19 protein-coding genes are annotated in these 21,686 nt (G+C 72.5%); 9 read left to right on the forward strand and 10 right to left on the reverse strand.

What is annotated here, in order from left to right; genetic code table 11:
• The first annotated feature begins 199 nt into the window (after positions 1-199).
• The 6 genes from KPL57_RS35735 to KPL57_RS35760 all read left to right on the forward strand — a co-directional run bounded on the left by KPL57_RS35735 (position 200) and on the right by KPL57_RS35760 (position 7,012).
• Complete coding sequence (locus KPL57_RS35735) at positions 200-1,264, forward strand: 2Fe-2S iron-sulfur cluster binding domain-containing protein (protein ID WP_208824608.1); 1,065 nt, start codon at positions 200-202, stop codon at positions 1,262-1,264.
• Complete coding sequence (locus KPL57_RS35740; RefSeq protein WP_226354966.1) at positions 1,261-2,469, forward strand: toluene hydroxylase; 1,209 nt, start codon at positions 1,261-1,263, stop codon at positions 2,467-2,469. Before KPL57_RS35735 ends, KPL57_RS35740 begins: the two co-directional genes overlap by 4 nt.
• Complete coding sequence (gene mimD, locus KPL57_RS35745; protein WP_350589363.1) at positions 2,466-2,822, forward strand: propane 2-monooxygenase effector subunit MimD; 357 nt, start codon at positions 2,466-2,468, stop codon at positions 2,820-2,822. Before KPL57_RS35740 ends, mimD begins: the two co-directional genes overlap by 4 nt.
• A gap of 180 nt (positions 2,823-3,002) precedes the next feature.
• Positions 3,003-4,691 (forward strand): chaperonin GroEL, encoded by a 1,689-nt coding sequence (gene groL / locus KPL57_RS35750; protein WP_226354967.1) that lies wholly within the window; start codon positions 3,003-3,005, stop codon positions 4,689-4,691.
• 92 nt (positions 4,692-4,783) lie between these two features.
• The gene (locus KPL57_RS35755) at positions 4,784-5,932 is read left to right on the forward strand and encodes an amidohydrolase family protein (protein ID WP_226354968.1); all 1,149 of its coding nucleotides are present in this window, start codon (positions 4,784-4,786) and stop codon (positions 5,930-5,932) included.
• 66 nt (positions 5,933-5,998) lie between these two features.
• Positions 5,999-7,012 carry an ABC transporter substrate-binding protein gene (locus KPL57_RS35760; protein WP_226354969.1) on the forward strand — a complete coding sequence of 338 codons (1,014 nt, stop codon included), beginning with the start codon at positions 5,999-6,001 and terminating at the stop codon, positions 7,010-7,012.
• Positions 7,013-7,111: 99 nt separating this feature from the next.
• On the opposite strand, the gene KPL57_RS35765 is transcribed toward KPL57_RS35760, so the two are convergent.
• The 8 genes from KPL57_RS35765 to KPL57_RS35800 all read right to left on the reverse strand — a co-directional run bounded on the left by KPL57_RS35765 (position 7,112) and on the right by KPL57_RS35800 (position 15,429).
• Positions 7,112-8,269, reverse strand: a complete 1,158-nt coding sequence (locus KPL57_RS35765) for an MFS transporter (RefSeq protein WP_226354970.1) — start codon at positions 8,267-8,269, stop codon at positions 7,112-7,114.
• A 451-nt stretch (positions 8,270-8,720) separates the two neighbouring features.
• Positions 8,721-9,347: an MBL fold metallo-hydrolase gene (locus tag KPL57_RS35770; RefSeq protein WP_226354971.1), complete on the reverse strand. Its 627-nt coding sequence runs from the start codon at positions 9,345-9,347 to the stop codon at positions 8,721-8,723.
• On the reverse strand, positions 9,347-10,435 hold the full coding sequence (locus KPL57_RS35775; RefSeq protein WP_226354972.1) for an S-(hydroxymethyl)mycothiol dehydrogenase: 1,089 nt from the start codon (positions 10,433-10,435) through the stop codon (positions 9,347-9,349). The genes KPL57_RS35770 and KPL57_RS35775 overlap by 1 nt, the downstream gene beginning before the upstream one ends.
• A 198-nt stretch (positions 10,436-10,633) precedes the next feature.
• A complete protein-coding gene (locus KPL57_RS35780) occupies positions 10,634-11,002 on the reverse strand; it encodes a hypothetical protein (protein ID WP_226354973.1) in 369 nt (122 codons plus the stop codon).
• Positions 10,999-11,247, reverse strand: a complete 249-nt coding sequence (locus KPL57_RS35785) for a hypothetical protein (protein ID WP_226354974.1) — start codon at positions 11,245-11,247, stop codon at positions 10,999-11,001. The genes KPL57_RS35780 and KPL57_RS35785 overlap by 4 nt, the downstream gene beginning before the upstream one ends.
• 56 nt (positions 11,248-11,303) lie before the next feature.
• Positions 11,304-11,975: an SRPBCC family protein gene (locus tag KPL57_RS35790; RefSeq protein WP_226354975.1), complete on the reverse strand. Its 672-nt coding sequence runs from the start codon at positions 11,973-11,975 to the stop codon at positions 11,304-11,306.
• A 129-nt stretch (positions 11,976-12,104) separates the two neighbouring features.
• The gene (locus KPL57_RS35795) at positions 12,105-14,789 is read right to left on the reverse strand and encodes an AAA family ATPase (protein ID WP_226354976.1); all 2,685 of its coding nucleotides are present in this window, start codon (positions 14,787-14,789) and stop codon (positions 12,105-12,107) included.
• Positions 14,790-14,862: 73 nt separating this feature from the next.
• On the reverse strand, positions 14,863-15,429 hold the full coding sequence (locus tag KPL57_RS35800; protein ID WP_226354977.1) for a hypothetical protein: 567 nt from the start codon (positions 15,427-15,429) through the stop codon (positions 14,863-14,865).
• Between the two features lie 151 nt (positions 15,430-15,580).
• Here KPL57_RS35800 and KPL57_RS35805 point away from each other — a divergent pair, with 151 nt between their 5' ends.
• Complete coding sequence (locus KPL57_RS35805) at positions 15,581-16,756, forward strand: fumarylacetoacetate hydrolase family protein (RefSeq protein ID WP_226354978.1); 1,176 nt, start codon at positions 15,581-15,583, stop codon at positions 16,754-16,756.
• A gap of 49 nt (positions 16,757-16,805) precedes the next feature.
• Here the strand turns inward: KPL57_RS35805 and KPL57_RS35810 are convergent, their stop codons facing one another.
• A complete protein-coding gene (locus KPL57_RS35810; RefSeq protein WP_073577845.1) occupies positions 16,806-17,243 on the reverse strand; it encodes a thioesterase family protein in 438 nt (145 codons plus the stop codon).
• 30 nt (positions 17,244-17,273) lie between these two features.
• Positions 17,274-18,062 carry a MerR family transcriptional regulator gene (locus KPL57_RS35815; protein WP_226354979.1) on the reverse strand — a complete coding sequence of 263 codons (789 nt, stop codon included), beginning with the start codon at positions 18,060-18,062 and terminating at the stop codon, positions 17,274-17,276.
• 179 nt (positions 18,063-18,241) lie between these two features.
• On the opposite strand from KPL57_RS35815, the gene KPL57_RS35820 reads away from it, so the two are divergent.
• Both KPL57_RS35820 and KPL57_RS35825 read left to right on the forward strand, forming a co-directional pair.
• On the forward strand, positions 18,242-19,462 hold the full coding sequence (locus KPL57_RS35820) for an acetyl-CoA C-acetyltransferase (RefSeq protein WP_226354980.1): 1,221 nt from the start codon (positions 18,242-18,244) through the stop codon (positions 19,460-19,462).
• A 23-nt stretch (positions 19,463-19,485) separates the two neighbouring features.
• Positions 19,486-21,663: a 3-hydroxyacyl-CoA dehydrogenase NAD-binding domain-containing protein gene (locus KPL57_RS35825; protein ID WP_226354981.1), complete on the forward strand. Its 2,178-nt coding sequence runs from the start codon at positions 19,486-19,488 to the stop codon at positions 21,661-21,663.
• Positions 21,664-21,686 lie beyond the last annotated feature (23 nt).

A 21,686-nucleotide genomic window follows, 5' to 3' on the forward strand; every position in this document is an offset into this window, starting at 1 on the left:
TCAGGCGAGGGGAGGGGGTTCCCGTCACGCCATGACGGGTCCCTCTTCCCGCGGCCCGGCCGGGGGGTCGTCTTCCCCGGCCGGGTCACCCCGGGACTCCCGTCCGCCGGGCGGGGCCCGGGGCGACGCCTGCCCACATCTGTCCGATTGGTCTTTTTTCTCACGCCACTAGTCACGCCAAGAGAGGTGGTCTGCGCTCGTGGGCGACAAACACGTCGTGCGGTTCGAGCCCGTCGGCATCGAGATCGAGGTCGACGAGGACCAGAACATCCTCCGCGCCGCGGCCGAGCAGGGCGTCCAGCTCATGCACGGCTGCAAGGAGGGCCAGTGCTCGGCCTGCAAGTCCTTCGTGCTCGAGGGCGAGGACATCGAGTACGACAGCTACTCGACCTTCGCGCTCCCGGACTACGAGAAGGAGGAGGGCCACACCCTCCTGTGCCGGGCGCACGCCTATGAGGACCTGGTCATCGAGCTGACCAACTACGACGAGGAGATCATCCGCTCCGGCCTGCCCCTCACCAAGGGCGTGGTCGAGGTCGTGTCGGTCGAGGCCGTCACCCACGACATGCGGCACCTGACCGTCAAGCTGGTCGAGCCGTCGGAGATCAAGTTCTTCCCCGGGCAGTACATGGACCTCGTCTGCCCCGGGACCGAGGAGAGCCGTTCGTTCTCCATGGCCAACACCCCCAACCGGGACGGCCTGTACGAGTTCGTGATCAAGGTCTACCCGGGTGGGCTGTTCGGGACCTGGCTCGACGAGAAGGCCGCTCCCGGTGACCGGCTCGACGTCGAGGCGCCCTTCGGCACCTTCACCCTCCGCCAGAACCGCAGCTCGCCGATCGTCTTCGTCGGCGGTGGCGCCGGCATGGCGCCGGTACTGGGCCTGCTGCGGGCGATGGCCGAGGGCGGCGTCGAACGACGGGCCACCTTCTACTACGGCGCGCGCACCGCGGCCGATCTCTGCTTCGAGAAGGAGATCGCCGAACTGGCGCCCCAGCTCAACGGCTTCCGGTACGTCCCCGCCCTGTCCGACGTCGACGGCGGCGACGGCGGGGACTGGGCCGGCGAGACCGGCCTGATCACGGAGGTGGTCAGGCGGAACGAATCCGATCTGAAGGGAGCGGATGCCTACGTCTGCGGTCCCCCGCCGATGGTCGACGCGGCGATCGCGACGCTGACCCAGCTGGGTGTGAGTGAGACCAACATCTTCTACGACAAGTTCACCACGACCGGTGAGCAAGAAGGCGAGGACGGACAGCAATGACTCAGTCCCCCACCACGCAGGACACGTCGTCCGGTTCGCAGCGCAGCGTTCCCAAGCCCGTCTTCACCGACGCGGAGGCCGGGGCGCGGGAGTTCCCCGACTCGAGCTCGAACGCGCGCCGCTACAACTACTACGCGCCCGCCAAGCGCAAGCAGACGCTGTACGAGGACACGACCGTCGAGGTCCAGCCGGACCCGCGGCACTACCTCTCGCAGGGCTGGATCTACGGCTTCGCGAACGGCGAGGGCGGCTACCCGCTGCACTGGACCAAGCTCAAGGCCTGGGGTGTCGACGAGCCGGAGCCGCAGCGCGGCATCGGCAGCGGCGGCATGCACGTGAAGAACTGGCCGGCCCACGGCTGGCACGAGTTCCGCGACCCGAACGAGGAGTGGGAGCAGAGCCTCTTCCGCTACAACGCGAACGTCGTACGGCAGCTCACCCAGAACATCGAGAACGCCCGCAACGCGAAGGCGTTCGAGCTCTGGAACTCGAACTGGGTGCGCTTCGTCGAGCGCAACGTCGGCGCCTGGATGCACATCGAGCACATCCTCGGCCTCTACGTCTTCGCGTCCAACGAGCGGTCCGCGCCTACCAACATGCACAACACGGCGCTCGCGGCGAACTCCACCCGCAAGATCCGCTTCGCCCAGGACCTGGCGCTCTACAACCTGACGCTCTCCGAGGAGATCGACGGGTTCGACGGCGCCGCCCACCTCGACGCGTGGGACAACGCGCCGGAGTGGCAGGGCGCCCGCAAGTTCACCGAGGCCCTCACCGCGGTCCAGGACGACTGGGGCGAGGCCATCTTCGCGGCCAACTGCGTCTTCGAGCCGCTGGTCGGTGAGCTGTTCCGCTCGAACCTGGTCATGCAGTCCGCCGCCTCCAACGGCGACTACGTGACCCCGACGGTCATGGGTGCCGGCGAGTACGACTACGCCCAGCGCGACCTGCGCTGGTCGATCGCCTGCTTCGCGCCGCTCACCCAGGACCGCGAGTTTGCCGAGCACAACCGCTCGCTGATGGGCGGCTGGCTGCGGACCTACGTCCCGCAGGCACTGGAGGCCGCCCGGACCATGCAGCCGATGTGGTCCCAGTCGGACTCGAAGCCCCCCACGTTCGAGGACTCCCTCGACCGCGCCAAGAACCGGTTCGCCGGGATCTGCAGCGATCTCGGCCTCGACGTCCCCGAGGAGCTGAAGCAGTGACCAGCACCAGCCCGTTCAAGCAGGACAGCACCGCGTCGAACATGTGCGGCTTCACGCTGATGAACAACCAGATCGGCGCGGTCATCGCGACCGTCCTGGACCGTCAGGACAACGTGACCGTGCAGCACCTGCCCTCGATGATCCGCGTCGACGGCACGGGCAAGTTCGAGCTGGACTACGTCGCGATGGACGAGGAGGCCGGCCAGGAGGAGGGCTGGTTCGACGCCGCCCAGTTCGAGGAGAACATGTCCACCCACTACGGGCGGATGGTCCACCTCGATGACAAGACCATCATGTTCGCCAATCCCGAGGACGCCGCCGAGTACATCGACTTCGACCTGAAGCCGGTGTAAGGACCCGCTCCTCACCCGGATCGCACCGCCCGGGACGACGACCCGTCCCCGGCCCACCACGCCCGGCGACGGCCCGGGCGGTGCGCTCCACCCGCGCAGCGCGCCTCCGCGGCGCCACGGCTGCGCACGTTGATCCACACCCGCGCACCTGGACCGACTCTTTCTCCGGGAGGACCCACCATGGCCAAGGAACTCCGCTTCGGCGCCGAGGGCCGTCATCTGCTGCAGGCCGGCGTCGACCAGCTGGCCGAAGCCGTCAAGAGCACGCTCGGCCCCAAGGGCCGTAACGTCATCCTGGAGAAGATCACGGGCTCGCCCGAGGTCACGAACGACGGCGTCACGATCGCCCGCGAGATCCACCTGCGCGACCCCTTCGAGAACATGGGCGCCCAGCTGGTCAAGGAAGCGGCGGTCAAGACCAACGACACGGTCGGCGACGGCACCACGACCGCGACCGTCATCGCCCAGGCCATCGTCAAGCAGGGCATGAGCGCCATCGAGCGCGGTGGCAACCCGGTGCTGGTCAAGCGGGGCATCGACATCGCGGTCAACGCGCTCGTCGACCGCCTGCAGACGGTGTCGCACCCGGTCAGCACCGAGGAGGACTACGCCCGCGTCGCCTCCATCTCGGCCAACGACGACTACACGATCGGCCGGGTCGTCGCGAAGGCGCTGCACACCGTCGGCGACGACGGCGTGGTCACCGTCGACGACACCCCGCTGCCGGGGGTCTCGGTGGACTTCGTCGAGGACTTCGAGTTCGACAACGGGTACGTCTCGCCGTACATGGTGACCAACCCCGGCACGCTCGAGGCGATCGTCGACGACCCCTACATCCTGTTCACCGCGCACAAGATCAAGGACGTCCAGCAGATCATGCCGGTGCTGGACCGGATCATGCGCAACGACCGGCGCCCGCTCGTCATCGTCGCGGAGACCGTCGAGGGCACCGCCCTGCAGATGCTGGTCCACAACCACGTCAACGGGCATTTCCAGGCCGTCGCGATCAAGGCGCCCGGCTTCGGCGAGAAGCGCATCCACCTGCTGGAGGACATGGCCGCGCTCTGCGGCGGGCAGGTGCACTCCAAGAGCTCCTCGTTCTCGCTCGAGCAGATCGACGTCGAGCACCTGGGGCGCGCGGTGCAGGTGCAGGTCACCAGCGAGGGCACCACGATCATCGGCGGCCGCGGGGACAAGCAGAAGCTGGAGTACCGGCTGTCGCAGCTGCGCGCCGAGCTGGCCCGCGCGACCATCGGCACCGACGAGGACTTCTTCTCCGACCGCATCGCCCGGCTGTCCGGGAAGGCCGCGATCATCTCGGTCGGGGCACCGACCAACGCCGAGGCCCGCGAGATCCGGCACCGCGTGGACGACTCGCTGCAGGCGACCCGGGCCGCGGTGGCCGAGGGCATCGTCGCCGGTGGCGGCGCGGCGCTGCTGCACGCCGAGCCCGCCCTCGACGAGCTGGACGTGACCGGGGACTACCGGATCGGCGTCGAGATCGTCCGGCACGCGCTCACCGAGCCCGTGCACCTCATCGCCTCCAACGCCGGCTACGACGGCGACGAGGTGGTCAAGCAGGTCACGACCATGGGCGTCGACGAGGGCTTCGACGCCCTGGAGGGCCGCTTCGGGGACATGGTCGAGATGGGCATCATCGACCCGCTGCGGGTCGTGCGCTCCGCCCTGCAGAACGGCGCCTCCGTCGCCGGGCTGATCCTCACCACCAACTCGCTGGTGGCCGAGGAGGTCACGCCCTGGAACAAGGCGCTCATGACCGAGTTCGGCCAGCTCGACGAGGGCATCCCGCAGCCCAGCCCGGACTCGAGCACGCCCCAGTCGATGGGGCTCGGCCCGTCGGTCGGGTAGGTACCGGCCCGTCCGGTCACAGGAACAGGGGGAGCGGCCCGGCACGCGCTGCGCGTGCCGGGCCGCTCCGCGACAGTGGAGAGGTGGTCGGCGTGGACCGGTGCTGCGAAGCGCCCCAGGGGCGTGGTGGTCTCCCGGCGGTCGTCGACGCCCAGGTGCACGGCTGGGACGGCCGGCCGCACAACCAGGCGGGCCCGGCTGGGGAGCAGTTCGTCGCCGACCTGCTGCACCGTCACCGGATGGTCGACCCGTCGCCGCGCCCGCTGTCCGCGGACGCGTTCGAGCTGGTCACGCCCCAGGCGCTGGCCGCGCACGTGCTCTCCGCGGTGGACCGCGCGGTGCTCGTCCCGGCCGGGTTCGAGGACCTGTTCGTGCTCGGGTTCGCCGCACCGGCCTGGCACGCCGAGCTCGCCGCCGAGCACCCCGGGCGGCTCGCGCTGGCGGGGGAGCTCGACCCCGCCGACCGGGCCCGCGCCCGCGGCATCGGGGCCCGGGTCGGGCGCGACGGTCTGCGCGCGCTGACCGTGCTGCCCGCCCGCCGACCGGAGACCGCGCTGTCGCTGCGGGCGCCGTGGCTGCGCCGCACCCTGATCCGGGCCGAGCAGGCCGGCGCCGGGGTGGTCCACATCGGGATCGCGCCGACCGCGCGACCGTCGCGCGCGGCACCGGAGTGGGCGCACGCGGGCGTCGTCGCCGAGGGCGACGCCGTACCGCGGCCCCGGTGGCCGGAGTGGGCCGAGCCGGTCCGCGCCGGGTCCGCGCTCCCGGTCCGGGTGCGCAGCGCCGGGCCGCTGCCGGCCGGTGCCGTCGACGTCACCGAGGTCGCCGCGCTGGCCACGGCCCTGCCCAAGATCCGGTTCGTGGTCGGCGCCGCCTGCGCCCCGACCGCGTCGCTGGTCCGGCTGGCCCGCCTGCCCAACGTCTACGTGCTGCTCACCGACCTGCTGATCGCCCTGCGTCGGCACCGGGTGCCCGCCGCCGAGGCGCTCGGCGAGCTGCTGGCCGCCTATGGTCCGGACCGGCTGATGTTCGGCAGCGGCTACCCGCTGGTGCGCCCGGCGCGCCTGATCCGCGACCTCATGACCTTCCGCTACCCCGACGAGCTGCGCGGACGGTTCCCCGAGCTCGACGACGACGTCCGCGCCGCCCTGCTCGGCGGCACCGCGGCACGGGTCCACGGGCTCGACCTGGCCTGCGCCACCGTGCGTCCGCGCCGCCGAGGAGTGTTGAGCCCCACCTGAATGCAGGGGAGGCAACCCTCAGAAGGTGTCCTATCCTTCCGCCGGACGAGCGAAGGGAAAACGGACATGGGACTCACCCGACGGCAGATGCTTCTCACGACGCTGGCTGCGGCCGGCGGCGCCGTACTGGCCGGGTGTGGCGGGGGCGGCAGGTCGGAGACCGGCACCGGTGCCGCGACGGGGAGCGCCGGGTTCCCGGTGACGATCGACGGCAAGCTCGGTGCGGCGACGATCCCGCAGGCCCCGCAGCGGGTGGTGTCCGTGGGCTACACCGACCACGACGCGATCCTCGCGCTCGGCGTGGCGCCGGTGGCGGCCCGCTACTGGTACGGCGACGAGAAGGTCGTCGTGCAGCCGTGGGCCCAGGCGGCCGCGCAGGCGGTGGGCGCGGCACCGGCGGTGCTGAACATGTCCTCCATCGAGCCGGAGAAGATCGCAGCGCAGCGCCCCGACCTGGTGATCGGCCTCTACTCCGACCTCGACGCCCAGAACTATCCGGTGGTGAGCGCCGTCGCGCCGACCGTCGGACCGCCCCGGGGGTTCGACGACTACGGCGCACCGTGGCAGGAATACACCCGCGAGACCGGACGGGCGCTGGGCAAGGAGGCCGAGGCCGAGAAGCTGGTCACCGACCTGGAGGCCAGGTTCGTCGCCGCCCGCGATGCCGACCCGCAGTGGAAGGGGCGCTCGGTCGTCGTCGCGAGCCGCAGCGCGGACAAGATCAGCGTGTTCTCTTCGCAGGACCCCCGCTCGCGGTTCTTCACCCAGCTGGGGTTCACGGTGCCGCCCCGGATCGACGAGCTGGCCGCGGGCAATTTCTACACCGAGTTCAGCTTCGAGCAGGCGAGCGAACTCGACCACGACCTCATCGTGTGGGATCAGCTGTCGTTCACCCCCGGCGGCAAGGCGACGGTCGTCGGGGATCCGCTGCTGTCGCGGCTGCCCGCGATGCGCGACGGGCGCACCGTGTTCCTGGAGGGGGCCACCGAGCTGGCCTTCGCCTGGCAGACCGTGCTCAGTCTTCCGTCCGTGCTCGACGCGGTCGTCCCCCAGCTGCAGCGGGCGATTCCGAAGACCTGACCCGCTGGCGCCGAGGAGGGGCGCCCCCGTACCCCCGGGGTCCGCCCCGCCACGCGACGCTCCTGCCTGACCGCCGCTCCGGTGTTGCCGTGGCGGTGGTCAGGCACGGCGACGCCGGACGGTCGGGGTGAGCAGGAGCAGCACCGCGGCCGTCGTGCCGAAGGCGGCGGCGAACCCGAAGGGCTCGGCGATCGCGCCGAGCCCGGTCGCGCCCAGGCCCGTCCCGGCGTCGTAGGCGATGTTCCAGGCGGCGCTGGCCGCGCCGTAGTGCAGCGGCCCGGCGGCGGCGAACAGGGCGACCATCGCGTCGTTCTGCACCAGCCCGAACCCGGCGCCGACGACGGCCGCCCCCACCACCAGCAGGACCGACGCGTACGGCGCGGCGAGCACCCCGAGCAACCCGACCGTGGCGCACGCCGTCCCGACCGGCAGCAGCGCCCCGGGGCGTCCGCTGCGGTCGGTGAGGGTGCCCGCGACACCGCGGCCGAGCAGCGCGCCGAGCGCGGTGGCGAACAGCGCGGCGGGCACCGCGACCGTCGCCCCGGGTGCGACGAGCGGGGCGAAGGTGATCACGCCGCCCTGCGCGGTGGAGCAGCCCAGCATCGCCAGCACCGGCGCGGCGGGGAGCCGGCGGCGGTGCTCCCGGGGGTGCTCCCGGGTGTGCGGGACGGCGTCGTCGCGGCGGGGTGCCGGAGCGCGCCGGGGACCCCGCACGAACGCCACGACCAGCGCCCCGGCGACCGGGGTGATCCCGGCCAGCAGGAACACCCCGGTGAACTCCAGCGCGTCGACGACCGCGACTCCCGCCGGCAGGAACAGCAGCTGGGGCAGGCCGACGGCGTAGCCGTAGCGCGCCGACGCGCGACCGTGCGCGGAGGGCTCGACCAGCTCCGCGACGAGCGCGCTCCCGGCGACCGTGGCCAGCCCGAACCCGATCCCGCGGACGGTGGAGATCGCCAGCACCGGACCGAGGTCGGCGGTCAGCGCGAGCAACGGCGTCGGGAGGCCGAGCAGCAGCGACCCCACGACCAGCACCGGACGGTGCCCGACCCGGCGCAGCATCGCGGGCACCAGCAGCTGGGTGGCCACGGTGGCCGCCATCAGCACACCGGTGCTCAGCCCCGCGCCGAACTCGCCGGAGCCGCCCCGGGACACCCACAGCGGCACGACCGGCAGGAGCAGGGCGTACCCGCCGAACGCCAGCGCGGTCGCGGCGAGGAGCAGGCGGAACGGGAGCGACGACAGCGAGCGGGGCACGCCCCACCGTGTCAGACATCCCCGTCGCGCTGCGCCGCGCCCGGGCCCGCCGAGATGCGGCTCAGGGCTGCGCCGGACCGGAGGCGACGACCGTGCAGCGCATCTCGACGAGGGCCCGGTGCGCGGAGCTACCCGGCCGCTGGGGCCGGTCCGGCTCGGGAGGCCCCCTGCCCAGGGTCCGGGCCGTCGGCGCGGGCGCACGTCGCCGAGATGCAGCTGAGCGGGAGTTGTGGATCTCCCCGGCCCGCTGAGGTGCATCTCGGCGACGGAATCCGCGTCGAGATGCAGCTCAGGGCTGTCCGTGGCGCCCGGGGACGACCCTGAGGTGCTTCTCGGCGTCGGTCGGTGCGCAGGGCGGCCCGGCCGCTGGGGTGCGATCCGGTCGGGGAACGGCTGCGGCCCGGTCCCTCGGGGTGAGGGGCCGGGCCGCGTCGTGCGTCCAGGGGCGGGGTCAGGATCCGTTGCGGATCCATTCCTCCAGGTGGGGTGCCTCGTCGCCGATGTTGGTGGAGTCGCCGTGTCCGGTGCGGACGCGGGTGTCGGCGGGCAGGGGCAGCAGGGTGGTGCGGATCGACTCGATGATCGTGTCGAAGCTGGAGTAGGACCGTCCGGTGGCGCCGGGTCCGCCCTGGAACAGGGTGTCGCCGGTGAACACGATGCCGAGTTCGGGTGCGTAGAGGCAGGACGAGCCCGGTGAGTGGCCGGGGGTCTGCAGCACGGTCAGGTCGATCCCGCCGGCGGAGAGGACCTGGCCGTCGGCGAGTTCCTGGTCGGGCTTGCGGTCGGGCCAGGTCATGTCCCACAGCACCTGCTCGGCGGGGTTGAGCAGGATCGGCGCGCTGAACCGGTCGGCGAGGGCGGGGGCCTGGTTGACGTGGTCGTCGTGGGCGTGGGTGCACACGACGGCCTTGACGCGGCGGTCGCCGACGGCGGTGGCGATGGCGTCGGCGTCGTGGGCGGCGTCGATGACGAACACCTCGCGGTCGTCGCCGACGATCCAGACGTTGTTGTCGACGTCGAAGGATCCGCCGTCGAGGTTGAAGGTGCCGGAGGTGACGACGTGGTCGACCGGGGCCATCAGAGGATCACCACCGAGCGGAGGACCTCACCGGCGTGCATCTTCTCGAAGGCCTGCTCGACGCCGTCGATCCCGATCTCCTCGGTGACGAACTTGTCGAGCGGGAAGCGTCCCTGCAGGAACAGGTCGATGTACATCGGGAAGTCGCGGCTGGGCAGGCAGTCGCCGTACCAGGAGGACTTGAGGGCGCCGCCGCGGCCGAAGTAGTCGATGAGCGGGATCTCGGGTGCCTGCAGGTCCGGGGTGGGGACGCCGACGAGGACGACGGTGCCGGCGAGGTCGCGGGCGTAGAAGGCCTGCTTGTAGGTCTCGGGGCGTCCGACGGCGTCGATGACGACGTCGGCGCCGTTGCCGTCGGTCACGCTCTGGATGTACTCGACGGGGTCGGTGTCCTTGGCGTTGACGGTGTGGGTGGCGCCGAACTCGCGGGCCCAGTCGAGTTTCCGGGGGTCGGTGTCGACGGCGATGATGGTGGTGGCGCCGGCGAGCTTGGCGCCGGCGATGGCGGCGTCGCCGACGCCGCCGCAGCCGATGACGGCGATGGAGTCGCCGCGTCCGACGCCGCCGGTGTTGATCGCGGCGCCGAGTCCGGCCATGACGCCGCAGCCGAGCAGGCCGGCGACCTTGGCGGGGGCGTCGGGGTTGACCTTCGTGCACTGTCCGGAGTGGACGAGGGTCTTCTCGATGAACGCGCCGATCCCGAGCGCGGGGGACAGCTCGGTGCCGTCGTCGAGGGTCATCTTCTGGGCGGCGTTGTGGGTGTCGAAGCAGTACTGGGGCTTGCCCTTCTTGCAGGCCCGGCAGTTGCCGCAGACGGCGCGCCAGTTCAGGACGACGTAGTCGCCGGGTTCGACGTCGGTGACGCCCTCGCCGACGGACTCGACGATGCCGGCGGCTTCGTGGCCGAGCAGGAAGGGGAACTCGTCGTTGATGCCGCCGAGCTTGTAGTGCAGGTCGGTGTGGCAGACCCCGCAGGCCTGGATCTTGACCACGGCCTCACCGGGACCGGGATCGGGCACGTTGATCGTCTCGACGGTGACCGGCTCACCCTTGGCGCGGGCCACGACCCCGCGTACCTGCTGTGCCATAACTCGTACTCCACTCGTCCTCGATGCCGTCCGCGCGGGACGGATGCTCGGATGGCGACTCTGGCATGGGTGCCCGGACGGTGCCAGGTCGGCTCCGGCCCTGCAACAGGTGTTTCGGCATGTGGGGGAACCGGTGGCTGCGATCGCCGGTCGCAGCCACCGGTCGGCGCTCCGGTCCGGCTGGATGCACGTGGACGGTCACGCCGCTGCCCGGCCGGCGGCGCCCCGCGACCGGAAGCGGAGGACCGTGAGCGCGACGGCCACGAGGACCCCGGTCGCGACGACCACCGCCGTGGCGGTCGGGCTCAGGTACGTGGTCAGGCTGGGCGCCTCGCTCGAGGAGAACCGCCACGATGCCAGCGGGATGAGGTAGGCCAGTGCCATGACGGCGGTCAGGACACGCTGCGCACGTGCGCAGCGACCGCGGACCGCGGAGATCACGGCCGCGATCACGGGCAGGCCCGAGATCAGTGCGAAACCGCCGACGACGAAGACCGGGAACGCCCACGCCGAGATCAGGGCGACGCGGGACGGGCCGACCGGCGGGGCGTCGGGTGGCGTACTCATGGTGCACATCCTGTGTGAGTCGGGTGGTGATCCGACGTCTGCGCCGTGCGTACGTGCACGTCGCGCCAGCCGTGCCACGCGCGGCACAGCACGTAGGCGACGGCCGTCGTGACCACGACGATCCCCCCTGCGAACGCGACGAGGGTGGCGAGCGCGTCGAGAACCATGAGGCCCCGGCCGATGCGGTCCGCCCAGGGAGCCGGGTCGGCCCGGGTGGACGTGGTGGAGGTGCGGATGGTCGACATGAACGGTCTCGCTCTCGTGGTGTCGGCACGTACTCGAGCTGTCGATGGCCGGGCGTTCACCGGGGAGCGGAACCCTCGGCAGCCGTCGTCAGCTCGTCCAGCCACGTCTCGAGTCCCGCGCCGAGCGCCGAGGTGGCCAGGGGGACGTCGGCCTCGACCTGTGCGCCGGTCCAGGTCTCCTCGGTGCGCACGAGGACGCCCCCGTCCGCCGGGGTGAAGGTCCAGACGTGGGTGCCCTCGTCGATGTTCAGGCCGGTGCCGACGGCGGGCCCCGTCCACCGCAGGCAGCTCTCCTTCTCGACCTGCTGCAGGCTGGAGGTGACGGTCAGCGTCGTGGCCGGTGTGGCGGGGGTGGCGGGGATCGGCGTCGTCCACCGGAACTGCGAGCCGGGCTGCAGCGGGCGGTCCCCGTCGAGCCGTTCGATGGTCGCCACGGCCGTCTGCCACGTCGGGTAGCGCTCGACGTCGGTCTGGAGGTCCCAGATCCTGTCGAGTGGCGCCTTGATCAGTCGCTCGGAGCCGTAGCGGATCGTCGCCGCCGGGTCGACACCCGCGCCGTCGCAGGTCAGCCCGCTGGTCTGCCCCGGGGCTGCGGCAGCCGTGGTCGTGGGGGGAGCCGGCGGTGCCGGCGGTGCCGCCGGTGCGCAGGCGGCCAGGCCGATCACGGCCGTGACGACGAGCGGGACCGCCCACCGGGTCGCTGCGCGTGGGCTGCTGGACGTGGTCATCAGATCCTCCGTGGGGGCCGTGGAGCCGGTACGGACAGACCGTCTCCCGCGCAGCACGGGCATCGCGTCGGCAAGAGTTACCTACGCACTCCGCGGAGGGTTCCTCCGGACCGGCCGCCCGGTCCCCGATCAGCTGAGGATGTCCGGCCGGTCCCGGAGCTGACGGCGGGAGGTGATGTCCAGCTTGCGGAAGATGTTGCGCAGGTGCGCATCGATGGTGCGCCGGCTCAGGAACAGCCGGCCCGCGACCTCGTTGGACGTCGCTCCGGTGGCGACCAGCCGGGCGATGGACATCTCCTGCATGGTGAGCTGGTCGAAGCCGTGCCCGGACCGCTTGCGGGCCCGTTCACCGGTGGCCCGCAGCTCGTCGGCGGACCGGCGGGCGAACGCCTCGATCCCGGTGCCGGAGAACAGGTCGTGGGCGGTGCGCAGCTGCTCGCGGGAGTCCCGGCGGCGGCCCTCGCGCCGCAGCCGTTCGCCGTAGAGGAGGTGGGCCCGTCCGCGGTAGGGCAGGAGCGGGCTGTCCGCCAGGAGCTCGATCGCCTCCCGGTAGTGACCCTCGACGCCGGTCACCAGGCCACGCGCGTACGCCGCGATGCCCAGCCCGGTCCCGGTGGACGCGGCCTCGGTGCGCTCGGTCAACGCCTCCAGCGCGGCGGCGGCGGTGTCGTCCTCGCCGCAGCGCACGGCCGCCTCCACCAGCTCGGGCAGGCTGAAGGCGGCGGGTCCGAGATCGTCGTGTGCGACGGCCCGCCGGGCCGCGGCGAGTGCGGCCGGGTAGTCGGCCGAGCCGTTGTTCAGGACCGCTGCGGCCCAGTCCGCCGTCACGACGAGCTGCTCCCCGCCGTCCGCTTCGGCCTCCGCGGCGGCGGACCGGAACACCTCGTCGGCCTCCCCGCGGCGGCCCCGCATCGCCGCCAGGTACAGCCGCGGGTAGAGCACCGGCGGCAGCCCGACCGCGTCGGCGATCGCCGCCTCCTCCGCGATCGCGGCCATCGCCTGCCCGATGTCACCGGTCAACGCGGAGTGGGAGGTGGTCAGCGCGAGCCCGAGGCGCAGCACGAGCGGCGACCCGGACTGGCGACCGGACTTGACCAGCCACTCGACGATCTCCCCGTGCAGGTCGGGGTCCCATAGCTCCACCGCCAGTACCGAGGCGAGCGCGGGGCGGTGGGTCCAGAGCGGGCCGTCGTCCCCGTCGAGGACGGTCCGCAGCAGCGGGACCGCGGCGCGGTGTCCGTCGGTGGTCAGCAGCGTCAGCGCGTCCAGGACGTCCGGGGGTCGTGTGGGATGCGCCGGCCCGGCCGCGTCGAGGACCCGGTCCAGCACGCCACCGGCCCGGCCGACGACGAGCGCCATCTCGAGGGCGTCCACCAGGCAGTCCCGGGCCCGGGCCGGATCGAGGTCCGCGAGCCGTCGCGCGGCGCGCAGGACGAACGACGGGCCGTCCCCGTCGTGGCGGCGGACGAAGGCGACCTGCCCGCGCAGCAGGTCGGCGGTGGCGTGCCGGGTGTCGTCCAGCACCGCGTCGTCGACGGTGGTGAGCAGCTCCGCGGCCGTGTCCGTGGCACCCGCCTCGAGCGTGGCCCGGGCGGCCTCGAGCGTGCGCTCGACCCGTTCGGCCGGGTCCAGCGACAGGGCCGCGGCACGCTCGAGGAATGCCGCAGCGGCCGCGACGCCCCCACGGGAGCGCGCGCGGGACGCCGAGCGCTCCAGCTCGGCGGCGACCTCGTCGTCGGGACCGGCGCAGGCCTGGGCCCGGTGCCACGCCCTCCGGTCCGGGTCCATGGCCGGTTCGACCACCTCGGCCAGCGCCCGGTGGGCAGCCCGGCGCTGCTCGGCGCCCGCGGCCCGGTACACGGCGGACCGGGCCAGCGGATGGCAGAAGCGGATGCGGGTGCCGAACTCGACGAGACCGGTGGCGGCCGCGGCCGTGCTGGCCGGCGGCACGTCGATGGCCAACCGCTGCGCGGCGGCCCACAGCAGAGCCGCATCGCCGGTCGGGTCGGCACTGGCGACGGTCAGCAACAGCTGTGCGTCGGCGGGCAGCCCGGCCGACCTGGCCCGGAAGCTGCGCTCGATCCGGCTCGGCACCGACGAGGCGTCCGGTGGAGCGAAGCCGCCGGCCCTGGGGAGCTCGCGCAGGGCCAGCGGATTGCCGCGTGCCTCGGCCAGCAGGCGGTCGCGCACCTGGTCGTCGAGCATCACGTAGCTCCCGGCGGCCAGCACGGAACGCGCGTCCGCGTCGCCCAACCCGTCGACGACGAACCCCGGCAGCTCGTCGAGCTCGCCTCCCGCCACCGGCAGGCGGACGGCGAACAGCAGGGCGACCGGCTCGGCGGCGACGCGCCGGGCGAGGAACGCCAACGCCCGCGACGACGCCACATCGAGCCACTGCGCGTCGTCGACCACACACAGCAACGGGCGGTCCCGCGCCGCGGACGCCAGCAGCTCCAGGGCCGCCAGCCCGACGCGGAACGGGTCGGGCTCACCCTGGGCCAGGCCGAACGCGGTCCGGAGGGCCTCACGGTGCCGGGCAGGCAGGTCGTCGAGATGCGCCATCACCGGTGCGCACAGCTGGTGCAGGGCGGCGAAGGGCAGTTCCGACTCGAACTCCGCACCCTCGGCGTCGATCACCCGCAGCCCGGTGGCGGCCCGGCGGGCGTGGTCGAGCAGCGCCGTCTTGCCGATCCCCGCCTCACCACGCAGGACCAGCGCCCCGCCCCTCGCCGCCCGCGTGGCGCCGATCAGCTCCTCGAGGCGCCGGACCTCGCTCCGCCTGCCCGTGAGCGCGGGAGGGGTGCCGACGTCCACACGCGCCCACGCTAGTGCGTCGCCCGTGCGCGGACGCGCGGGCTCGGTGCCCGCGCGTCCGCGCCGGGGGACCTCAGAAGTCGAAGTCACCACCCATGTCCATGCCGCCGTCGTCGAAGCCGGGGTCCTCGGCCGGGGGCTCCTCGGCCGCGGCCACGTCCTCACCGGCACCGGCGTCGTCGAACATCGCGCCGGCGATCGCCGTGCCGATGAACGCGCCCGCGACACCCGCGAGCAGCGACCCGGCGATCATCCCGCCCATGCCCGGGCCACGGCCGCCGCCGAGCGAGCGCTCCATCGTGCCGGGGTTGCGCATCTCGGCGCGGGTCGCCATCCGCGCCAGCTCCTGCGGGTCGGTCGACCGCGCCCGCTCGGCCTCGGGGACCTGCGCGCCGACGTCGTTCAGCACCGCCTGCCGCTGCTCGGGGGTGAGCTTCGCGAAGGCCTCCGCGTGCGCCTGCTCCACCTGCTCCGGCGGGGCGGTGCGGAGCATGTAGCGGTAGCGCTCGATCGCCTGCTGGTCGGGATCCTGCTGCTGCGCCCGGCCGTAGCCCTGGTGGGGCGCGCCCCCGAAGCCCTGCTGCGGCTGTGCCTGCGCGCCTCCGGTGAGGCGCTCCTTGAGCTTGTCGAGCAGACCCATCTGCGGGTGTCCTCCTGCGTTCCGGGTGCGTTCCCGGTGGTGTGTCGGTACGTGTCCGATCCGGACGGACCGGGCACACCGGTCGAACGCGTGACAACCGCGGCGAGTTCCCACACCCACGCCGTCGCCGGATCGCCTACGGTCGGGGACCGTGACGACTGCGCCACCGCCGACGACCGTTCCCGCCCTCGCGCTCGGCGCCGTCGCCGGGAAGGGGCGCCCCGGGAGCTCGCGCATCGCCTGCCCGCTGCCCGACGGCGGCCTGCTCGACGTCGGATCGCTGGCCACCGCGCAGCGCGGCCCGTACCCGGACCTGCTGACCGCGCCCGACCTGACCCCGCTGCTCGACGCCGGTGCCCCGGCCTGGCGCGAGGTCGTCCAGTGGCTGCGCGGCTGGCGCGAGGACCACGAGCGGGCCGCCGCGCACCGCCTGCCCGACGAGGGACTGGTCCCGGTGCTGCCCTTCGCCGTCGCCGACTACGTCGACTTCTACGCCTGCGAGCAGCACGCACGGAACGCCGGGCTGATCTTCCGTCCGGACGCCGAGGACCCGCTCACCCCGAACTGGCGGCGGATGCCGGTCGGGTACCACGGCCGCTCCGGCACGGTCCGGGTCACCGGCACCCCGGTCGCGCGCCCGTCGGGGCAGCGCGGGCCCGAGGACTTCGGTCCCTGCGCCAAGCTCGACTTCGAGGCCGAGCTCGGCTTCGTCCTCGGCGGGCCGGTCCCGGGGCCGGTCGGGATCGACGACGCCGCCGACCACGTCTTCGGCGTCGTGCTGCTCAACGACTGGTCCGCCCGCGACATCCAGTTCTTCGAGTCCCGCCCGCTCGGCCCGCACCTGGGCAAGTCCTTCGCGACGTCGATCTCGGCGTGGGTGACCCCGCTCGAGGAGCTGTCCGCGGCCCGGGTCCCGCTGCCCGCGCACGACCCCGCGCCGCTGCCCTACCTCACCCCGGGCGAGCCCGCGCTCGGCCTGGACCTCGACCTCGCCGTGCACGTCAACGGCGAGCTGCTCGCGTCCCCGCCCGCGAGGGACCTGTACTGGTCCCCGGAGCAGATGGTGGCCCACCTGACGTGCAACGGCGCCGGGCTGCGCGCCGGTGACCTGCTCGGCTCGGGCACCGTCTCCGGCCCGGAGCGCAGCGGGTTCGGCTCGATGCTGGAGCTGTCCTGGAACGGCCGCGACCCGGTCGTGCTCGCCGGTGGCGCCTCGCGCACCTGGCTGGAGGACGGCGACGAGGTCGTGATGACCGCGACCGCGCCCGCCCGCGACGGCGGCCGGGTCGCCCTCGGCGAGGTCCGCGGCCGGATCCGCGGCGCCTGACCGCCGGAGCCGGTGGGGGAGACGCCCGGCCGGATCCGCGCCGGGGTGCTCAGGGGCGCAGCGGCATCAGCGGCTCGGGGTCGCCGAGCGCGTTCAGGATCAGCGCCGGCACCTCCTGCTTGCCGCTGCCGTCGACGGCGATGACCACGTAGACGGTGCGGCAGTCGCAGGTGACGATGCGTTCGCCCGCGTCGTCGAGGGCGCGGACCTGGAAGTCGAGCGCGAAGCTGGTCCGGCCGATCCGCGCCGTCGACACCGCGACGACGACGTCCTCGCCCCATCCGACCCCGGCCCGCCAGTCGAGCTCGGTGTGGACGAGCTGGACGTCGTAGCCGGCGTCGAGCATCGCCCGGTAGGTGAGGCCGCGGGACTCGAGGAACTCGGTCATCGCCTCGTCGAACCAGGCCAGGTACCAGGCGTTGAAGACGACGCCCTGGGCGTCGACCTCGTGGTAGCGCACCCGGACCGGGAACTCGAAGCTCGCCATGGGCCGATGCTACGACTCACCCGGCCGGGCTCACCCCTCGTGCCGGTCGGAGCCCCCGGAGGAGTCGACGCGCTCCCGGATGGCCCGGTTGACCGCCCGCCCGAACGCCGCGACGACGCCCTGCACGGTGATCGGCTTGAGCCGGGAGAAGGCGGCGGCGAGCCGTCGTCGCTCGTCGGCGGGGCGGCCGCGGTCCCGGTAGGGCTGGAGGACCTCGTCCTGGAACAGCGTCATCAGGTCCTCGGCGAGCGCGGCGGTGTGCCGCTCGATGAGGTCGTGCGAACGCTTCCACAGCTCGGGGGGCAGGCCGGAGTCCAGTGCCTCCAGCGCGGAGCCGAGCGCGACCGCCCCGTGCAGCCGGACGGTCGCCGGGCCGTCGCCGGGCAGCCGGGTCAGGGCACCGAGCCGTTCGAGGGTGGTGACGTCGTCGTCGGACAGGCGGCGGCCGGCGCGCCGGTCGAGTCCGGCCCGGTCCAGCTCCTCGTCGACCTCGGGCAGCCAGGGCGTGAGCAGCGCGCGCTGCAGAGCCAGCTCCTCCGGCGTGGTCTCCAGCGGCACCCGTTCCAGCTGCCGTTCGATCGCGGCGAGGGTGAAGCCCAGCCCGGTGAGCTCGCCGATCAGCTCCAGCCGGGCGCGGTGCGCGGCGTCGTAGAGACCCGTGCGACCGCGCAGCCGGGGCGCGGGGATGAGTCCTTTGCTCGCGTAGAAGCGGATGGTGCGCACCGACATCCCGGTCCGCTCGGCGAGCTGGTCGACGGTGAGGAGATCCCCGTCGTCGGGGGTCGGGCTCCCCGCGGAGCTGTCGATGGCGGCGGACATGGCGAGCAGGTTACGGGTCGTCCGCTCGATATGACAGTGCCGGTGTGACATCATCCGTGTCACATGGACGCCGGTCCGTCTTGACCCATGTGACAGTGCTGCTGTAACAAAAGCTACCAGTAAGTAGGGGCAGTGCCGCCTGTACCGCCCCGGTGCCGACCACCCCACGAGAGGTTCGGATGAGCGAGATTCCCGAGGCCTACATCTACGACGCGATCCGTACACCGCGCGGACGGGGCAAGGCCTCCGGTTCGCTGCACGAGGTCAAGCCGATCTCGCTGGTGACCGGGCTGATCGACGCGGTCCGCGAGCGTCACCCGGACCTGGACACCAACACCATCGACGACCTCGTGCTCGGCGTCGTCTCGCCGATCGGCGACCAGGGCGGCGACATCGCCAAGACCGCTGCGATCGCGTCCGGGCTGCCCGACACCGTCGCCGGTGTGCAGCTCAACCGCTTCTGCGCCTCCGGCCTGGAGGCCGTGAACACCGCCGCGCAGAAGGTCCGCTCCGGCATGGAGGAGCTCGTCCTCGCCGGTGGCGTCGAGGGCATGAGCCGGGTGCCGATGGGCTCCGACGGCGGCGCCTGGGCGATGGACCCCGACACCGCGTACACCACCGGCTTCGTGCCCCAGGGCATCGGCGCCGACCTCATCGCGACGCTCGAGGGCTGGTCCCGCACCGACGTCGACACCTTCGCCGTCGAGTCGCAGACCCGCGCCGCCAAGGCGTGGGCCGACGGCCGCTTCGCGAACTCGGTCATCCCGGTCAAGGACCGCAACGGCCTGACCGTCCTCGACCGCGACGAGCACATCCGTGCCGGCGCGACCGTCGAGGCGCTCGGCGGGCTCAAGCCGTCCTTCGAGATGATGGGCCGCGACGGCGGGTTCGACGCCGTGGCGCTGCAGAAGTACCACTGGGTCGAGAAGATCGACCACGTCCACCACGCGGGCAACAGCTCCGGCATCGTCGACGGTGCCGCGCTCACCCTCATCGGCACCGAGGCCGCGGGCAAGGCCAACGGCCTGACCCCGCGTGCCCGCATCGTCGCCACCGCGCTGTCCGGCGCCGACCCGACGATCATGCTGACCGGTCCGGCGCCCGCCGCCCGCAAGGCGCTGGCCAAGGCCGGGCTGTCGGTCGGCGACATCGACCTGTTCGAGATCAACGAGGCCTTCGCGGCCGTCGCCCTGCGCTTCATGCGCGACATGGACATCTCGCACGAGATCACCAACGTCAACGGCGGCGCCATCGCGATGGGCCACCCGCTCGGCGCCACCGGCGCGATGATCATCGGCACCCTCGTCGACGAGCTGGAGCGCCGTGACCTGCGCCGCGGTCTGGCCACGCTGTGTGTGGGCGGCGGCATGGGCATCGCCACCATCGTCGAGCGCGTCTGAATCCCGGAAGGACTGAACAAGCAGTGAGTGAGCAGAAGGCCGTCCGCTGGGAGAAGGACAGCGACGGCATCGCCGTCGTCACCCTCGACGACCCCGCCAGCAGCGCCAACACCATGAACGACGCCTACCGCGAGGCCATGCGGGAGGTCGTCGACGACCTGGAGAAGAACAAGGACGACATCGTCGGTGTCGTCATCACCTCGGCGAAGAAGACCTTCTTCGCCGGCGGGAACCTGGAGCAGCTCTCGTCCGCCGGCCCGGACGACGCCGGGAAGATCTTCGAGCTGGTCACCGAGGTCAAGGCCCAGCTGCGCAAGCTGGAGACCTTCGGCCGCCCGGTCGCCTCCGCGCTCGTCGGCACCGCGCTCGGCGGTGGCCTGGAGATCGCGCTCGCCACCCACCACCGGGTCGGCGTCGACGCGAAGGGCGTCGTCTACGGCCTGCCCGAGGTGAGCCTGGGCCTGCTGCCCGGCGGCGGCGGCGTCACCCGCGTCACCCGCATGCTGGGCATCGCGAACGGCTTCATGAACGTCCTCGCGCAGGGTCAGCGGCACAAGCCGGCCAAGGCGCTCGAGCTCGGTCTGATCGACGAGCTCGCGGCCACCCGCGAGGAGGCCTTCGACAAGGCCCGCGCCTGGGTGCTCGCCAACCCCGAGCACACCACCCAGCCCTGGGACCAGCCGAAGTACCGGATCCCCGGCGGTACGCCGTCGAGCCCGTCGCTGGCCTCGATCCTCCCGGCGTTCCCGGCGAACCTGCGCAAGCAGCTCAAGGGTGCGCCGATGCCGGCCCCGCGCAACATCCTCGCCGCGGCCGTCGAGGGCAGCCAGGTCGACTTCGAGACCGCGCAGAAGATCGAGGGCCGCTACTTCGCGGAGCTCGTGACCGGCCAGGTCTCGAAGAACATGACCAAGGCGTTCTTCTTCGACCTCAACGCCATCAACGGCGGCAAGTCCCGCCCGGACGGCCCCGCGAAGTGGCAGCCGACCAAGGTCGCCGTGCTCGGCGCCGGGATGATGGGCGCGGGCATCGCCTACGTCTGCTCCCTCGCCGGCTGGGACGTCGTCCTCAAGGACGTCTCGAAGGAGGCCGCCGAGAAGGGCAAGGCCTACTCGCAGGGTCTCGTCGAGAAGGGCGTCAAGCGCGGGAAGACCACGCAGGAGAAGGGCGACGCGCTGCTCGGTCGCATCCTGCCGACCGACGACTACGCCGACCTCGCCGGCTGCGACGTCGTCATCGAGGCCGTCTTCGAGTCCGTCGAGCTGAAGCAGGAGGTGTTCCGCGAGGCCGCGAAGTACATCAACTCCGACGCGCTCCTGTGCTCGAACACCTCGACGCTGCCCATCACCGAGCTGGCCAAGGGCGTCGACCGCCCGGACGACTTCATCGGTCTGCACTTCTTCTCGCCGGTCGACAAGATGCCGCTGGTCGAGATCATCAAGGGTGAGCGCACGAACGACGAGGCCCTGGCCAAGGCGTTCGACCTGACGCTGGGGATCAGGAAGACCCCGATCGTCGTCAACGACTCCCGCGGCTTCTTCACCAGCCGCGTGATCGGCACCTTCATCAACGAGGGCGTCGCGATGATCGCCGAGGGCATCGACCCGCAGACGATCGAGCAGGCGTCGTCGCAGGCCGGGTACCCGGCCCCGGTGCTGCAGCTGATGGACGAGCTGACCCTCACGCTGCCGCGCAAGATCCGCGAGGAGACGAAGAAGGGCGTCGAGGCCGCCGGTGGCACCTGGACCCCGCACCCGTCCGACCCGGTGATCGACCGGCTCGTCGACGAGTTCGACCGCAAGGGCAAGAGCACCGGCGCCGGGTTCTACGACTACGCCGACGGCAAGCGCACCGGCCTCTGGCCCGGCCTGCGCGAGCAGTTCGGCGCGACGAACCACGACGTCGACCTGCACGAGCTGTCCGAGCGGATGCTCATCATCGAGTCGATCGAGACCGTGAAGTGCGTCGACGAGGGCGTGCTGACCACCGTCGCCGACGCGAACATCGGCTCGATCTTCGGCATCGGCTTCCCGGCCTGGACCGGCGGTGTGCTGCAGTACATCGAGGGCTACCCCGGTGGCCCGGCCGGCTTCGTGGCCCGCGCCGACGAGCTGAAGGCGAAGTACGGCGAGCGCTTCGAGGTCCCGCAGTCGCTGCGTGACCGCGCGGCGAAGGGGGAGTCGGCCACCGCGGCCGCCTGATCCCGCCCGACACGGACCCCCGC

The sequence above is a fragment of the Pseudonocardia sp. ICBG601 genome, from assembly GCF_020496245.1.

Coding starts and splice junctions, on each gene's coding strand:
- groL (WP_226354967.1), top strand. CDS start 3,003: ATGGCCAAGGAACTCCGCTTCGGCGCCGAGGGCCGTCATCTGCTGCAG.
- KPL57_RS35740 (WP_226354966.1), top strand. CDS start 1,261: ATGACTCAGTCCCCCACCACGCAGGACACGTCGTCCGGTTCGCAGCGC.
- KPL57_RS35815 (WP_226354979.1), bottom strand. CDS start 18,062: ATGTCCGCCGCCATCGACAGCTCCGCGGGGAGCCCGACCCCCGACGAC.
- KPL57_RS35810 (WP_073577845.1), bottom strand. CDS start 17,243: ATGGCGAGCTTCGAGTTCCCGGTCCGGGTGCGCTACCACGAGGTCGAC.
- KPL57_RS35780 (WP_226354973.1), bottom strand. CDS start 11,002: ATGAGTACGCCACCCGACGCCCCGCCGGTCGGCCCGTCCCGCGTCGCC.
- KPL57_RS35790 (WP_226354975.1), bottom strand. CDS start 11,975: ATGACCACGTCCAGCAGCCCACGCGCAGCGACCCGGTGGGCGGTCCCG.
- KPL57_RS35770 (WP_226354971.1), bottom strand. CDS start 9,347: ATGGCCCCGGTCGACCACGTCGTCACCTCCGGCACCTTCAACCTCGAC.
- KPL57_RS35785 (WP_226354974.1), bottom strand. CDS start 11,247: ATGTCGACCATCCGCACCTCCACCACGTCCACCCGGGCCGACCCGGCT.
- KPL57_RS35775 (WP_226354972.1), bottom strand. CDS start 10,435: ATGGCACAGCAGGTACGCGGGGTCGTGGCCCGCGCCAAGGGTGAGCCG.
- KPL57_RS35760 (WP_226354969.1), top strand. CDS start 5,999: ATGGGACTCACCCGACGGCAGATGCTTCTCACGACGCTGGCTGCGGCC.
- KPL57_RS35800 (WP_226354977.1), bottom strand. CDS start 15,429: ATGGGTCTGCTCGACAAGCTCAAGGAGCGCCTCACCGGAGGCGCGCAG.
- KPL57_RS35820 (WP_226354980.1), top strand. CDS start 18,242: ATGAGCGAGATTCCCGAGGCCTACATCTACGACGCGATCCGTACACCG.